Source organism: Streptomyces sp. CB03234 (assembly GCF_001905885.1).
Taxonomy (GTDB): Bacteria; Actinomycetota; Actinomycetes; order Streptomycetales; family Streptomycetaceae; genus Streptomyces.
This window is the reverse complement of sequence record NZ_LIYH01000005.1, coordinates 132,048-146,409: the sequence shown is the minus strand read 5'-3', so window position 1 is coordinate 146,409 and position 14,362 is coordinate 132,048. Positions and strand designations below refer to the sequence as shown.

Genomic DNA, 14,362 nt, shown 5'->3' with positions numbered 1-14,362 from the left:
CGTCGAGCGTGTCAGGCATCACGCTCCCGTCGCCACGGAAATTCAGGCTCGTAGGTTTGATCCACAAGTAACCCGCGTTATCCACAGGCGAATTGGCGTTTCTGTGGACAACAGCCGTGTCCTTTCATATGTCTTGGTCGACTCCAGCTGTTTCACCACAAGTTGAGGCCAATGCGTCCAATGTCCTTGCCTGTACCTCTCGTTCAGTCGCCGCCGTGATGAACGCCGACGCGTTCTGAGGTCCAACAAGACTGTGTACGGCACGAATCGTCGAGGCGGGCAGGGCCACCTGTGTGGTCTCATCGCCCTTCACCGATGGCCCGTCGGGCGACAGGTGCTGCTGGAGGTGGCGGGTGGCGAACGTACGCATGGCGCGGGCCAGTTCGGCGTCCACCGTCTGCTGGGCGAGCGGCCGCAGCCGCCGCACCATGCTCGCCGCCTCCGCCGCGTCCGCGTCCGTGGGCGGCCGGTGGCCGAGGTAGCGCGCGAAGACGTGCTCCATGGTGAACTCCAGGAAGCGGTTGGCGATGTGCTCCACCTGGCCGCGAAGTTCCCTGAGGTGGCCGGAGATCGCCGACAGCGGCACCCCGGCGGCGTACAACTCGGCCGCCACCGCGAGTTCCTGGGGGCTCGGCACCAGGAACTCGTCGTCGCGCCCCGGAATGCGCTCCAGTACGCCGAGTTCTATGGCCTCCTCCACCGCCTTCTCGTCCGGCGTTCCGCCGAAGGTGGCGACCAGCTCCGCGCGCGTGATCCGGTCCGCCTCCTCGTCCGTCCACGGGCCGTGCACCTCGGCGACCAGCCCCAGGACGCCGCCCAGGCCCCGGCCCGCGTCCCAGGCCTCCAGCAGTTCCTTGATGGACGCCAGGGTGTAGCCGCGGTCGAGCAGGTCGGCGATCTGCCGCAGCCGGGCCAGATGGGCGTCGCCGTACACATTGGACCTGCCGCGCCGCTCGGGCCTGGGCAGCAGCCCCCGGTCCTGGTAGGCGCGGATGGTCCGGACCGTGGCGCCGCTGTGGTGCGCCAGGTCCTCGATACGGTATTCGGCCACCGGTATCCGTGCCGCCTGCTCGTCCACACCCGCTCCCTGCTACCCCGAACCGCCCTGCGAGGGATGGTACGGCCGCCACCGGGACCCGAACCCGGACCCGGACCCGAACCCGAACCCGGACCCGGACCCGGACCCGGACCGGAACCGGGACGCGGCCGTGGTCCGCCCCGTCACAGCCGTGCCTCCAGCCGGGCGATCGCCCGCAGCGCGCCCGGCGCCAGCCGGGACAGCAGCCGGGCGCCATGTGCCTCCGGTGTCACCGGCACCACCGCCTCGTTCCGCACGACGGCCCGCAGGATCGCGTCGGCCACCTTCTCCGGCGGGTAGTTGCGCAGCCCGTACAGCCGGGCTGTCTTCTTCTGCCGCCGCTTCTCCTCGTCGTCAGCCACTCCGGCGAAGCGCGCGGTGGCGGTGATGTTGGTGTTCACGATCCCCGGGCAGATCGCCGTGACCCCGATGCCCCGGCCGGCCAGCTCGGCGCGCAGGCACTCGCTGAGCATCAGCACCGCCGCCTTGGAGGTGCTGTACGCGGGCAGCATCCGGGACGGCTGGAAGGCGGCGGCGGACGCCGTGTTCACGATGTGGCCGCCCTGTCCCCGCTCGGCCATCTGCCGGCCGAAGATCCGGCAGCCGTGGATGACGCCCCACAGATTGACGTCGAGGACCTTCTTCCAGTCGTCGCTCGTCGTGTCGAGGAAGGGGCCCGACAGGCCTATCCCCGCGTTGTTCACCAGCACGTCCACCGTGCCGTACTCGGTGGCGACCTTCTCGGCGAGCTTCTCCATGGCCTGCTCGTCGCTGACGTCCACCACCTCGCCCCAGGCGTCCGGCGCGCCGATCAGCCGGGCCATCTCGGCCGTCCGGGCCGCGCCCTCCGCGTCCCGGTCCACCGCCACCACGCGCGCGCCCGCCTCGGCGAACGCGAACGCCGTGGCCCGCCCGATGCCGCTCGCCGCGCCCGTGACCAGCACCAGCTGCCCACCGAACCGGTCCGCGTACCGCCGCCCCGCCGCCACCGGCGCCGGCATACCGCCGCCCTGGTCCTCGTGCGCCGTCACGAACTCGGTGATCCACGCGGCCAGCTGGTCCGGCCGGGTGCGCGGCACCCAGTGCTTGGCCGGCAGCGTACGGCGCACCAACTGCGGGGCCCACGTCGCCAGCTCGTCGTAGAGCCGCTCCGACAGGAAGATGTCACCGGTCGGGGTGATCAGCTGCACGGGCGCGTAGGCGTACGCGTCGGTGCGCGGGCGCAGCAGCCGCGCCCGGACGTTGTCCCGGTAGAGCCAGGCGCCGTGCGCCGCGTCGGCCGGCAGCGACGGGGTCGGGTAGCCGTCGTCGGGGACCTTCTCGACGCGCCGCATCAGCTGCGGCCACCGCTTGCCGAGCGGCCCGCGCCAGGCCAGCTCGGGCAGTACGGGCGTGTGCAGCAGGTACACGTACCAGGACTTGGCGCCCTGGCCGAGCAACTGGCCGACCCTGCGCGGGGTGGGGCGGGTCATGCGCTGCTTGATCCAGTGCCCGAAGTGGTCCAGGGACGGACCGGACATCGAGGTGAAGGAGGCGATCCGCCCCTCGGTGCGCCGGACCGTGACGAACTCCCATGACTGCACCGACCCCCAGTCGTGCCCGACCAGGTGCACCGGCCTGTCGGGGCTGACCGCGTCGATGACGGCCAGGAAGTCGTCCGTCAGCTTCTCCAGCGTGAACCCGCCGCGCAGTGGCTTGGGTGCCGTCGAACGGCCGTGGCCACGCACGTCGTACAGCACCACATGGAAGTGCTCGGCCAGCCGGGTCGCGACCTCGGACCACACCTCCTTGGAGTCCGGGTATCCGTGCACGAGCACGACGGTCGGACGCGACGCGTCCCCCAGCTCGGCGACGCACAGCTCGATCCCACCCGTACGGACGCGGCGCTCCCGGGCGCCCTCCAGCAGACCCGCCATCACAGTCCCTCCGCCCAGCGCCGCACGTGCGGCAGATCGTCGTCCAGCCAGAACGCGCTCTGCTCGGGATCCCTGGAGTCGGTGACCACCAGGAGCTCCTCGAACTTCGCGCCCGTACCCCGGAAGCCGAGGTGCGGCTCGACCGCCCACAGCCCGGGCCGCGGGGGGTGGTCGGAGAAGGTGTACGGGGACCACAGCGGCGACCAGCCGTCACGATGGCCATGGAGGGCGTCGCTCGCCAGCCCCTTCAGCGACTGCGTACCGAACCCGAAGAGCGTCGGCGACCAGCGGCGCTCCTTGACCCGGTCGACCTTGTGGGCGATGACGCCGAAGGGATACGCGCGGTGCCGGTTGGCGTACCCCTGCCGCACCATCAGCCGGTCCACGTCCTCGTAGATCTCCCGCAGCGGGCGGCGCTCGCGCACCTCGCGCAGGATCAGCTCGCGGTGCTCGCGCAGGTCGGCGAGCAGCCTGTCGTGGACGGGGTTGAGGCCGAGGCAGCCCGAGTACCCGATGTCGGCGGTGAAGCCCTTGTACACCGGGGCCATGTCGAGGATGAACGGCATCCCCGCCTCCAGCCGCTTGTTCGTGGGGAAGAACTGCAGCGGTATCCGGAAGTTCACGAACGCCGTGCGGTCGCCGAACCAGGCGAACGGCAGGTGGAACCAGTCCCGTACGCCACGCCCGCGCAGCCACTCGCGCTGCATCCGCGCCGCCTCGCGCTCCGTCACGCCCGGCTTGAGCTGCGCGGCGACCGCCTCGGCGCATTCGTACGCCAGGCGCTGCACCTCCCTGAACCCGCGCAGCTCTTCCGTGGTGCGTTCAGCTGTCCCAACAGAGCCCATGCCACCAGTCCGTCCCGTGCGGTAGGCGCGCTACGCGTCCGTAACTTGACACTGATGAATGTGACAATGCTCGGCGGCTGCGTCAAGAGCCGTGCACGCCCTGTGGAAAACCCGGCCCGCACCTCCACCGTGGGTGCGTCCCCCTACGGGCCCGTACGCCTGGAGTCGGACGCGGAACCAGCCGCCAGGGCTGACGCCCGCTGTGGTGTGCGCCACTACCGTCGAAGGCGTGACTGTGATCGCGACCGAAAGCCTCAGCAAGCGGTTCCCCAGGGTGACCGCTCTCGACCGGCTCTCCCTGGACATCGGGCCCGGTGTGACCGGACTGGTGGGTGCCAACGGAGCCGGCAAGTCCACCATGATCAAGATCCTGCTGGGTCTGTCCCCCGCCACCGAAGGCCGGGCGGAAGTCCTCGGCCTCGACGTCGCCACCAGCGGCGCCGCCATCCGCGAGCGGGTCGGCTACATGCCCGAGCACGACTGCCTGCCGCCCGACGTCTCGGCCACCGAGTTCGTCGTCCACATGGCGCGCATGTCCGGCCTGCCGGCCGCCGCCGCCCGCGAGCGCACCGCCGACACGCTGCGCCACGTCGGCCTGTACGAGGAGCGCTACCGCCCCATCGGCGGCTACTCGACCGGCATGAAGCAGCGCGTAAAACTCGCCCAGGCCCTGGTCCACGACCCGCAGCTGGTCCTCCTCGACGAGCCGACCAACGGCCTCGACCCGGTCGGCCGCGACGAGATGCTGGGCCTCATCCGCCGCGTGTACACGGACTTCGGCATCTCGGTCCTCGTCACCTCCCACCTCCTCGGCGAACTCGAACGCACCTGTGACCACGTCGTCGTCATCGACGGCGGGACGCTGCTGCGCTCCAGCTCCACCAGCGACTTCACCCAGCTCACCACCACCCTCGCCGTCGAGGTCACCGACACCGACACGCACCCCGACGGCACGGCCGCCCTCCGCAAGGCCCTCACCGCGGCCGGAATCACCCTCCACGCGCGCGTGGAGGACGGCCTGCCGGGCGCCGGCCACATCCTGCTGCTCGAAGCCACCGGCGAGGAGACGTACGACACCGTGCGCGACACCGTCGCCGACCTCGGACTCGGCCTCGTACGGATGGAACAGCGCCGCCACCACATCGCCGAGGTCTTCCGCCCGGAGCCGGAAGCGGCCACCGCCCAGTCGCAGGAAGCCCAGGAGGTGCAGGCCCGATGAGCACCGAGACCCGGATCCACAACATCGGCTACCGCGACTACGACGGACCGCGCCTCGGCCGCGCGTACGCGCGCCGCTCGCTGTTCTCGCAGTCGCTGCGCGGGGCGTACGGACTGGGCCGCAGCGCCAAGTCCAAAGTGCTGCCGATGGTGCTCTTCGCGGTGATGTGCATCCCCGCGCTGGTCATCGTCGCCATCGCGGTGGCCGGCAAGACGCAGGACCTGCCGCTGGACTACACGCGGTACGCGATCTTCACGCAGACCGTGATCGGGCTGTACCTGGCCGCGCAGGCCCCCCAGTCGGTCTCGCGCGACCTGCGCTTCAAGACCGTGCCGCTGTACTTCTCCCGCCCCATCGAGCGCGTCGACTACGTCCTCGCCAAGTACGGCGCGATGGCGTCGGCCCTGTTCATCCTCACCGCCTCGCCGCTGCTCATCCTCTACATCGGGTCGCTGCTGGCGAAGATGGACTTCGCCGACCAGACCCAGGGCTTCGCACAGGGACTGGTCTCCGTGGCTCTGCTCTCGCTCCTGTTCGGCGGAATCGGCCTGGTCATGGCCGCGCTGACGCCGCGCCGCGGCTTCGGTGTCGCGGCCGTCATCGCCGCCCTCACCATCTCGTTCGGCGCCGTCTCCACCCTCCAGGCGATCGCCTGGAGCACCGGCTCGCCGGGCGCGGTGGAGTGGCTGGGCCTGTTCTCACCGATCACCCTCATCGACGGGGTACAGACCGCCTTCCTGGGCGCCACGTCGTCCTTCCCCGCAGGGGCCGGACCGGACGCCGGGGTGGGCGTGGTCTACCTGCTGGTCGTCCTCGCGCTGATCGCGGGCTCCTACGCCGTCCTGATGCGCCGCTACCGAAAGGTCGGGCTGTGACCACCATCAACATCGACCACGTCTCACGGTGGTTCGGCAACGTCGTGGCCGTCAACGACGTCACCATGACCATCGGCCCCGGAGTGACCGGACTCCTCGGCCCCAACGGCGCCGGAAAATCCACCCTGATCAACATGATGGGCGGCTTCCTCGCCCCCTCCGCCGGGTCCGTGACCCTCGACGGGCAGCAGATCTGGCGCAGTGAGTCCGTCTACCGGCAGATCGGTGTCGTGCCCGAGCGCGAGGCCATGTACGACTTCCTCACCGGCCGCGAATTCGTCGTCGCCAACGCCGAGCTGCACGGGCTGGGCGCGGCGGAGGCGCAAAAAGCCCTGGCCACGGTGGAGATGGAGTACGCGCAGGACCGCAAGATCGCCACGTACAGCAAGGGCATGCGGCAGCGCGTGAAGATGGCCTCGGCCCTCGTCCACGAACCGTCCGTGCTGCTGCTGGACGAGCCGTTCAACGGCATGGACCCGCGTCAGCGCATGCAGTTGATGGACCTGCTGCGGCGGATGGGCGCGGAGGGCCGTACGGTCCTGTTCTCGTCGCACATCCTGGAGGAGGTCGAGCAGCTCGCCTCCCACATCGAGGTGATCGTCGCCGGACGGCACGCGGCCAGCGGTGACTTCCGCCGCATCCGGCGCCTGATGACCGACCGGCCGCACCGCTATCTCGTACGGTCCAGCGACGACCGCGCCCTGGCGGCCGCGCTGATCGCCGACCCGTCGACGGCCGGCATCGAGGTGGACATGACCGAGGGCGCCCTGCGCATCCAGGCCGTGGACTTCGGACGCTTCACCGAGCTGCTGCCCCGGGTCGCCCGCGCGCACTCCATCCGGCTGCTGACGGTCTCGCCCTCGGACGAGTCCCTGGAGTCCGTCTTCTCCTACCTCGTCGCGGCCTGAGCGTCGGCCTGAAGGGATCCCTCCACCATGTACAACCCCACAGTCGCCCGGCTCACCTACCGGGCCCTGCTCGGCCGCCGCCGGGCCGCGATCCTCTTCGTCCTGCCCGGCCTGCTGCTGCTCATCGCGGCCGCCGTACGGGGCTTCAACGGCGCCGACGACCAGATCGCCGCCGACGTCCTCGGCGGGTTCGCGCTCGCCACGATGGTGCCGCTGATCGGTGTCATCGCCGGAACGGGCGCGATCGGGCCCGAGATCGACGACGGCTCGATCGTCTATCTGCTCGCCAAGCCGGTGAAACGGCCGACGATCATCTTCACCAAACTCATCGTCGCCATCGCCGTGACCATGGTCTTCTCGGCGGTCCCCACCTTCCTCGCCGGCATGATCCTCAACGGCAACGGCCAGCAGGTGGCGGTCGCCCACACCGTCGCGGCGCTCGTCGCCTCCATCGCGTACAGCGCGCTGTTCCTGCTGCTCGGCACGGTCAGCCGCCACGCGGTCGTCATCGGCCTTGTGTACGCGCTGGTGTGGGAGGCCCTGTTCGGCAGCCTCATCGAGGGTGCCAAGACCCTCAGCGTCCAGCAGTGGGCGCTGGCCGTCGCCGAGAAGGTGACGGGGGACGGGCTGGTCGCCTCGGACGTGGGCCTGCCGGTCGCGGTGGCCCTGCTGGCCGGTGTGACGGTGGCGGCGACCTGGTACGCCGGGCAGAAGCTGCGGACGCTGACGCTCGCGGGCGACGAGTAGACGTACGAGTAGACGTACGAGTAGACGTACGAGTAGACGTACGAGTAGACGTAGTCGTACGTACGTAGGGGCCCTCCACGCGCGCGTGGAGGGCCCTTCGGCCTTCCTCACACCGTTCTGACAATCCGGTGGGCACACTTGGCGTACGGAGGAGGCAACCATGGCCGCTGACCGCGACGCCGACGGCTCCCGGGACGACCCGTGGGACGCCGTCGAACTGGACAACGACTTCATACGCTCCGCCGAGACCACCGAGCCGTCCGCCCGGGCCCGGATGCTCGCCGCCCGCTGGCGCGGCCGGCCCCCCGAGCCGCAGCCGTGGCGCTCCGACGAGCCGCCGGCGGGCTGGTTCTTCAGCCGCGCGCGCCGCGAGCACCGGCGCGGATGGCGCCGTAGGAAGGACCGGGACTAGACCTTGCGGTCGCGCGCCGCCAGCAGGCCCACCGCGAGGGCCGCCGCGCACACGCACAGCACCAGGGCGATCGGTACGGTCCAGCCGCCCGTCGCCTCGTGGACCGCGCCCGCCGCGAGCGGACCGGCGGCCGCCAGCAGGTATCCGACCGTCTGCGCCATCCCCGACAGCCGCGAGGCGGTCACCGCGTCCCCGCTGCGCAGCACGATCAGCGTCAGCGCCAGCCCCACGGCACCGCCCTGGCCGACGCCGAGCACCGCCGCCCACAGCCAGGCGCCGGACACCGGGGCGACCATCAGGCCCGCGTACCCCGCCGCGACCAGCGAGGTGACCAGCGCGACGAGCGGGCGCTGACCGCGCATCCGGCCGGCCAGCAGCGGCACCAGGAACGCGCCGGCCACCTGGACGAGGTTGTTGAAGGCGAAGACGACGCCCGCCGTCGAGCGGCTCATGCCCTGGTCGGTGAAGATCGTCGGCAGCCAGGCGATCAGGACGTACGACCACAGCGACTGCAGGCCCATGAAGAGGGTGACCTGCCAGGCCAGCGCCGACCGCCAGACGCTCCGGCCGGTACGGGCAGCCCCCGGGACCACCCGCACCTCGTGCCCCGTCCGCCGCTGCCGGGCGATCAGCACCTGCGGCAGCCACGCCACCGCCGCCACCGCCGCGAGCAGCGACCAGAACGCCAGCGACGCCTCCCAACTGCCCCCGAACGCCCTCTCCAACGGCACGGACGCGGCCGCCACCACCGTCGCGCCCGCGATCATCGCGCCCGTGTAGACGGACGTCATGGACGCGGCCCGGTCCGGGAAGTCCCGCTTGATCAGCCCGGGCATCAGGACGTTGAGCAGCGCGATCGCCGTCCCGACGAGGACACCGCCCCCGTACAGCGCGTACACGGAGGGCAGGACGCGTACGAGGATGCCGGCGGCCAGCAGCAACAGAGCACCCACCAGCACCTGTTCGGGGCCCAGCCGCCGCGCGAGCCAGGGTGTGACCAGCGCGCCCACGCCGAGGAACAGCACCGGTACGGAGGTGACCAGCGAGCTCGCCGTCGACGACAGACCGAAGCTCGCGCTGATCTCGCCGATCAGCGGCGACACGCTCGCCAGCGCCGCCCGCATGTTCAGCGAGGCCAGCACGATCCCGACGAGCAGCAGCACCGGATGAGCGGGCAACGCCCGTCGCGCGGCAGCGCCTTGGGGCGAGGTCCGGCGATCGGCCTCCGCGTCCAGGAGCAGGAGCCGATCCGAATCCGGGCGTGACAAAACATGCACCTTTCTCAACAACGTACGTACAAAAGGGGGCTTCAGCGGGCGCCGACGATCGACCTGACCGTCTCCATGGGCACGCGCAGCAGCTCGCGCACCGCCGCCCCCGCCGCGTCCGGGTCGCCCCCCTCGATCGCCACGACCAGCGCCTCGTGCGCGTCCAGGTCGATCGCGGGCATCTCGTGGTCCCCGAGCGACTCGACGAGGCTCTCGTGGACCTGCACGGAGAAGAACCGGTACACCTCGGTGAACGCGGCGTTGTGCGTGGCCTCGACCACCGCCCGGTGGAACGCCAGGTCGGCGTCCGCGTCCCGGTCGCCCTCCTCGCGCAGCGTCGCCAGCGCGGCGCGCAGCCGCAGCAGGTCGTGCGTGTCGCGCCGGACGGCCGCGAGCCGCGCCGCCTCCGTCTCCAGGGCGATCCGCAGCTCCAGTACGTCCAGGGCGCCGGCGGCCCGCACGGTGCGCAGCACGGCGGCGGGGTCGGCGGTGGAGCGTACGAACGTGCCGTTGCCCTGCCGGGACTCCAGCAGACCGGCGTGGACCAGGACGCGGACCGCCTCACGGACGGTGTTGCGGCCGACGCCGAGCTGCTCGGCGAGCTCGTGCTCGGTGGGGATGCGGTCGCCGACGGCCCATTCCCCGTCGGTGAGCTGGGCGCGGAGCTGCTCGACGACCGCGTCGACGAGGGAGGTCCGTCCCGCGGCCTTCAACACCATGTGGCACTGCTCCATTTCGCCCATTCGCCCGGTTGCCCAGTCATCCTACAACTTGCCTCCAGGATTACTGTGGGCACATCCGCACTCACTCACACCCTGGGGAGCAAGCCATGTCAGACCGCTTCGACGTCGTCGTACTCGGAGCAGGCCCCGGCGGATACGTCGCCGCCATCCGCGCCGCCCAGCTGGGCAAGCGGGTCGCGGTGGTCGAGGAGAAGTACTGGGGCGGTGTCTGCCTGAACGTCGGCTGCATCCCCACCAAGGCCCTGCTGCGCAACGCCGAGCTGGCGCACCTCTTCACGCACGAGGCGAAGACGTACGGCATCAAGGTCGACGGCCAGGTCTCCTTCGACTACGGCGAGGCGTTCCGGCGCAGCCGGACGGTCGCGGACGGCCGGGTCAAGGGCGTTCACTTCCTGATGAAGAAGAACAAGATCACCGAGTTCACCGGCCGGGGCACCTTCCTGGACGCGAACACCATGCGGGTCGCGCTGAGCGACGGCACGGAGACCACGATCTCGTTCGACAACTGCATCATCGCGACCGGCGCCACGCCGCGGCTGCTGCCCGGCACGCGGCGCAGCGAGCGCGTCGTCACGTACGAGGAGCAGATCCTCGCCGACGACCTCCCGCGCTCGATCGTGATCGCGGGCGCGGGCGCGATCGGCATCGAGTTCGCGTACGTGCTGCACAACTACGGCGTGAAGGTCACCATCGTCGAGTTCCTCGACCGGGTGGCGCCGCTGGAGGACAAGGACGTCTCGGCGGAGCTGGCGAAGCAGTACCGCAAGCTCGGCATCGACGTCCTGACGTCGACGCGGGTCGAGGCGATCGACGAGTCCGGGCCGCAGGTGCGGGTGACCGTGACCGGTAAGGACGGCAAGCAGCAGGTCCTGGAGGCCGACAAGGTGCTCCAGGCGATCGGCTTCGCGCCGAACGTCGAGGGGTACGGCCTGGAGAACACGGGCGTGAAGCTCACCGAGCGCGGCGCGATCGACGTCGACGGGCGCTCGCGCACCTCGGTGCCGCACATCTACGCGATCGGTGACGTGACGGCGAAGCTGATGCTCGCGCACACGGCCGAGGCGATGGGTGTCGTCGCCGCCGAGACCATCGCGGGCGCGGAGACGATGGAGCTGGAGTACGTGATGATCCCGCGCGCCACGTACTGCCAGCCGCAGATCGCCAGCTTCGGCTGGACGGAGGAGCAGGCGCGGGAGCAGGGCTTCGACGTCAAGGTCGCGAAGTTCCCGTTCATGGCGAACGGCAAGGCGCACGGGCTGGGTGACACGACCGGGTTCGTGAAGCTGATCAGCGACGCGAAGTACGGCGAGATCATCGGCGCGCACCTGATCGGGCCGGACGTCACGGAGCTGCTGCCCGAGCTGACGCTGGCGCAGCAGTGGGACCTCACGGTGCACGAGGTGGCGCGGAACGTGCACGCGCACCCGACGCTGGGTGAGGCCGTGAAGGAGGCCGTGCACGGGCTGGCGGGCCACATGATCAACTTCTGACGGCGGTACGGGTTCGGCGGCGCGGTGCCGTAACCGGGCACCGCGGCCGCTGGGCACCGGGCCGTCGGGCACCCGCGCGGTCGGGCGCCGGGTCAAGGGCACCGCACCGGGCCGGTCACCGGGTCACGGGCGCCCGCCCGGGGGGAACCGGGTCACGGGCGCCCGCCCGGGTGTGCCGCTGTGCCCACCCTCCCCCAAACTCTCGGCTTCGCTCGAGCAGGGGGACCCCCCAGCGGCACGGCTGCCCACAGCGGGGCGGGGAGTGGGGGAGCGGCACGACTGCCCACAGTGGGGGCGCGGCGCAGACGGGCTCAGGCGCGCAGGAGCTGTTCCAGCACGACCGCGATGCCGTCCGACTCGTTCGAGGACGTGATCTCGTGGGCGACGGCCTTGAGGTCGTCGTGGGCGTTGGCCATGGCCACGCCGTGCTGCGCCCAGGCGAACATGGGGATGTCGTTGGGCATGTCCCCGAACGCGATCGTGTCCGCCGCCTTCACGCCCAGCCGGCGGGCCGCCAACGACAGGCCCGTGGCCTTGCTGAGGCCCAGGGGGAGGATCTCGACGACCCCCGCGCCCGCCATCACCACGTCCACGAGGCCGCCGACCGTCCGCCGGGCGGCCTGGGCGAGGGCGTCGTCGTCCAGCTCCGGGTGCTGGATGTAGACCTTGTTGAGCGGGGCGGACCACAGGTCGGCCGGGTCCTCGTAGGGGAGGTACGGCAGCGGGCCCTCCTGGACCCGGTAGCCGGGGCCGACGAGGACCTCGCCGTCCAGGCCGTCGCGGCTCGCGGCCAGGGCCAGCGGGCCCACCTCGGCCTCCAGCTTGGACAGGGCGAGCCCCGCGAGCTGGCGGTCCAGGGTGACGGACGTCAGCAGCCGGTGCTCGCCCGCGTGGTAGACCTGGGCGCCCTGGCCGCAGACGGCGAGGCCGTCGTACCCGAGGTCGTCCAGGATGTGGCGGGTCCAGGGAACGGCACGGCCGGTGACGACGATGTGCGCGGCGCCCGCCGCCGTCGCGGCGGCGAGCGCGTCACGCGTGCGCTGCGAGACCGTCTCGTCGGAGCGCAGCAGCGTCCCGTCGAGGTCGGTCGCGATCAGCTGGTAGGGGAACGGGGTCACGGGGAGACGGGCTCCAGGACTTCCCGGCCACCGAGGTAGGGGCGGAGGACCGGCGGGACCCGCACGGAGCCGTCGGCCTGCTGGTGGTTCTCCAGCAGCGCGACGATCGAGCGCGGTACGGCGCACAGCGTGCCGTTCAGGGTCGCCAGCGGCTGCACCTTCTTGCCGTCGCGCATGCGCACCGACAGCCGCCGCGCCTGGAAGCTGTCGCAGTTCGACGCGGACGTCAGCTCGCGGTACTTGCCCTGCGTCGGGATCCAGGCCTCGCAGTCGAACTTGCGCGAGGCGGAGGCGCCCAGGTCACCGGTGGCGACGTCGATCACCTGGAACGGCAGCTCCAGGGACGTCAGCCACTGCTTCTCCCACTCCAGCAGCCGCTTGTGCTCGGCCTCGGCGTCCTCGGGAGCGACGTACGAGAACATCTCGACCTTGTCGAACTGGTGGACCCGGAAGATGCCCCGGGTGTCCTTGCCGTACGTGCCGGCCTCGCGCCGGTAGCACGGCGAGAAGCCGGCGTACCGCAGCGGCAGCTTGTCCGCGTCGAGGATCTCGTCCATGTGGTACGCGGCCAGCGGCACCTCGGACGTACCGACCAGGTAGTAGTCGTCCTTCTCCAGGTGGTACACGTTCTCGGCGGCCTGGCCGAGGAAGCCGGTGCCCTCCATGGCGCGCGGGCGGACCAGCGTGGGCGTCAGCATCGGGATGAACCCGGCCTCCGTCGCCTGCGCGATCGCCGCGTTGACGAGGGCGAGCTCCAGCAGCGCGCCGACACCCGTCAGGTAGTAGAAGCGGGAGCCGGACACCTTCGCGGCGCGCTCGACGTCGATGGCGCCCAGCGCCTCGCCCAGCTCCAGGTGGTCCTTGGGCTCGAAGCCCTCGGCGCCGAAGTCACGGATGGTGCCGTGGGTCTCCAGGACGACGAAGTCCTCCTCGCCGCCGACCGGCACGTCCTCGTGGACGAGGTTGCCGAGCTGGAGCAGCAGCCGCTTGGTCTCCTCGTCCGCCTCGTTCTGGGCGGCGTCGGCGGCCTTGACCTCCGTCTTCAGCTGCTCGGCCTTCTGCAGCAGCTCCGCGCGCTCCTCCGGGGACGCCTTGGGGATCAGCTTGCCGAGCGCCTTCTGCTCGGAGCGGAGTTCGTCGAAGCGGACGCCGGACGACCTGCGCCGCTCATCGGCGGAGAGCAGGGCGTCGACGAGGCCGACGTCCTCTCCACGGGCGCGCTGGGAGGCGCGAACACGGTCGGGGTCCTCACGGAGCAGGCGAAGGTCAATCACCCCACCAGGCTACCGGTGCGGGCTCGTGTCACCCCAGCCGATATGCCGTGCGGGCATTCCGTGTCGCTTTGCCCTAATTGCCGGAATTCATCCCCCGGGGCGGCGAGCTGAATACGGAGGGAATTCCCCGCGGGAGCCTCCCCCGGACGATCAATAAACCCGCACCGGCGCCGCGCCGGCTCACGTCGAGCGAACGATGTTTTCCACAGATGTCGCCGGTTCCCGCAAGTTATCCACAGGCTGTGCGGATCCTCTGTGGACTTCTCTGAGCCTGGGAATTGATCATTCCGAATGATGCGTCGACACCCTGGATTCCCTGATCAAACCCCGCCCACACACTCATTCGGGTGGGAAATTCTCGCTCTAAAGAGTTGATCGACGGAATTGAGGTGACACAGTCGACCTGCCGCACTCTGCTGCCACCTGAGGTGTCCTGGGATACCTAGGGTGATTTGTCGACCTCGCCCGG

13 protein-coding genes are annotated in these 14,362 nt (G+C 70.7%); 6 read left to right on the top strand and 7 right to left on the bottom strand.

Going from position 1 to position 14,362, the window contains the following annotated elements; genetic code table 11:
• Positions 1-124: 124 nt before the first annotated feature.
• From AMK26_RS21965 to AMK26_RS21950, 3 genes are all read right to left on the bottom strand, one after another.
• Positions 125-1,078 carry a MerR family transcriptional regulator gene (locus AMK26_RS21965; protein ID WP_079277745.1) on the bottom strand — a complete coding sequence of 318 codons (954 nt, stop codon included), beginning with the start codon at positions 1,076-1,078 and terminating at the stop codon, positions 125-127.
• A gap of 143 nt (positions 1,079-1,221) precedes the next feature.
• Positions 1,222-2,994: an SDR family oxidoreductase gene (locus AMK26_RS21955; protein ID WP_073756439.1), complete on the bottom strand. Its 1,773-nt coding sequence runs from the start codon at positions 2,992-2,994 to the stop codon at positions 1,222-1,224.
• Complete coding sequence (locus AMK26_RS21950; RefSeq protein WP_073756438.1) at positions 2,994-3,839, bottom strand: M24 family metallopeptidase; 846 nt, start codon at positions 3,837-3,839, stop codon at positions 2,994-2,996. The genes AMK26_RS21955 and AMK26_RS21950 overlap by 1 nt, the downstream gene beginning before the upstream one ends.
• A 235-nt stretch (positions 3,840-4,074) precedes the next feature.
• On the opposite strand from AMK26_RS21950, the gene AMK26_RS21945 reads away from it, so the two are divergent.
• From AMK26_RS21945 to AMK26_RS21925, 5 genes are all read left to right on the top strand, one after another.
• A complete protein-coding gene (locus AMK26_RS21945) occupies positions 4,075-5,058 on the top strand; it encodes an ABC transporter ATP-binding protein (RefSeq protein ID WP_073756437.1) in 984 nt (327 codons plus the stop codon).
• Positions 5,055-5,933: a hypothetical protein gene (locus tag AMK26_RS21940; RefSeq protein WP_073756436.1), complete on the top strand. Its 879-nt coding sequence runs from the start codon at positions 5,055-5,057 to the stop codon at positions 5,931-5,933. Before AMK26_RS21945 ends, AMK26_RS21940 begins: the two co-directional genes overlap by 4 nt.
• Positions 5,930-6,841: an ABC transporter ATP-binding protein gene (locus AMK26_RS21935; protein WP_073756435.1), complete on the top strand. Its 912-nt coding sequence runs from the start codon at positions 5,930-5,932 to the stop codon at positions 6,839-6,841. The genes AMK26_RS21940 and AMK26_RS21935 overlap by 4 nt, the downstream gene beginning before the upstream one ends.
• A gap of 27 nt (positions 6,842-6,868) precedes the next feature.
• Positions 6,869-7,588, top strand: a complete 720-nt coding sequence (locus tag AMK26_RS21930) for an ABC transporter permease (protein ID WP_073756434.1) — start codon at positions 6,869-6,871, stop codon at positions 7,586-7,588.
• A gap of 160 nt (positions 7,589-7,748) precedes the next feature.
• A complete protein-coding gene (locus tag AMK26_RS21925; protein ID WP_073756433.1) occupies positions 7,749-8,000 on the top strand; it encodes an SGM_3592 family protein in 252 nt (83 codons plus the stop codon).
• Here the strand turns inward: AMK26_RS21925 and AMK26_RS21920 are convergent.
• Entirely contained in the window at positions 7,997-9,241 is a 1,245-nt protein-coding gene (locus tag AMK26_RS21920; protein ID WP_241838058.1) for a CynX/NimT family MFS transporter, read from the bottom strand. The two genes, AMK26_RS21925 and AMK26_RS21920, sit on opposite strands and share 4 nt — an antisense overlap.
• Positions 9,242-9,309: 68 nt before the next feature.
• Entirely contained in the window at positions 9,310-9,987 is a 678-nt protein-coding gene (locus AMK26_RS21915; protein ID WP_073756431.1) for a FadR/GntR family transcriptional regulator, read from the bottom strand.
• Between the two features lie 110 nt (positions 9,988-10,097).
• Here AMK26_RS21915 and lpdA point away from each other — a divergent pair, with 110 nt between their 5' ends.
• Positions 10,098-11,501 (top strand): dihydrolipoyl dehydrogenase, encoded by a 1,404-nt coding sequence (gene lpdA, locus AMK26_RS21910; RefSeq protein WP_073756430.1) that lies wholly within the window; start codon positions 10,098-10,100, stop codon positions 11,499-11,501.
• Positions 11,502-11,812: 311 nt separating this feature from the next.
• Here the strand turns inward: lpdA and AMK26_RS21905 are convergent, their stop codons facing one another.
• A complete protein-coding gene (locus AMK26_RS21905; protein ID WP_073756429.1) occupies positions 11,813-12,619 on the bottom strand; it encodes an HAD family hydrolase in 807 nt (268 codons plus the stop codon).
• A complete protein-coding gene (gene serS / locus AMK26_RS21900; protein WP_073756428.1) occupies positions 12,616-13,893 on the bottom strand; it encodes a serine--tRNA ligase in 1,278 nt (425 codons plus the stop codon). The genes AMK26_RS21905 and serS overlap by 4 nt, the downstream gene beginning before the upstream one ends.
• Positions 13,894-14,362: the final 469 nt, after the last annotated feature.

Bases quoted from the DNA above. Each gene is read 5' to 3' on its own strand.
- AMK26_RS21955 (WP_073756439.1), bottom strand. From the start codon at position 2,994: ATGGCGGGTCTGCTGGAGGGCGCCCGGGAGCGCCGCGTCCGTACGGGT.
- AMK26_RS21950 (WP_073756438.1), bottom strand. From the start codon at position 3,839: ATGGGCTCTGTTGGGACAGCTGAACGCACCACGGAAGAGCTGCGCGGG.
- AMK26_RS21940 (WP_073756436.1), top strand. From the start codon at position 5,055: ATGAGCACCGAGACCCGGATCCACAACATCGGCTACCGCGACTACGAC.
- AMK26_RS21930 (WP_073756434.1), top strand. From the start codon at position 6,869: ATGTACAACCCCACAGTCGCCCGGCTCACCTACCGGGCCCTGCTCGGC.
- AMK26_RS21925 (WP_073756433.1), top strand. From the start codon at position 7,749: ATGGCCGCTGACCGCGACGCCGACGGCTCCCGGGACGACCCGTGGGAC.
- AMK26_RS21915 (WP_073756431.1), bottom strand. From the start codon at position 9,987: ATGGTGTTGAAGGCCGCGGGACGGACCTCCCTCGTCGACGCGGTCGTC.
- lpdA (WP_073756430.1), top strand. From the start codon at position 10,098: ATGTCAGACCGCTTCGACGTCGTCGTACTCGGAGCAGGCCCCGGCGGA.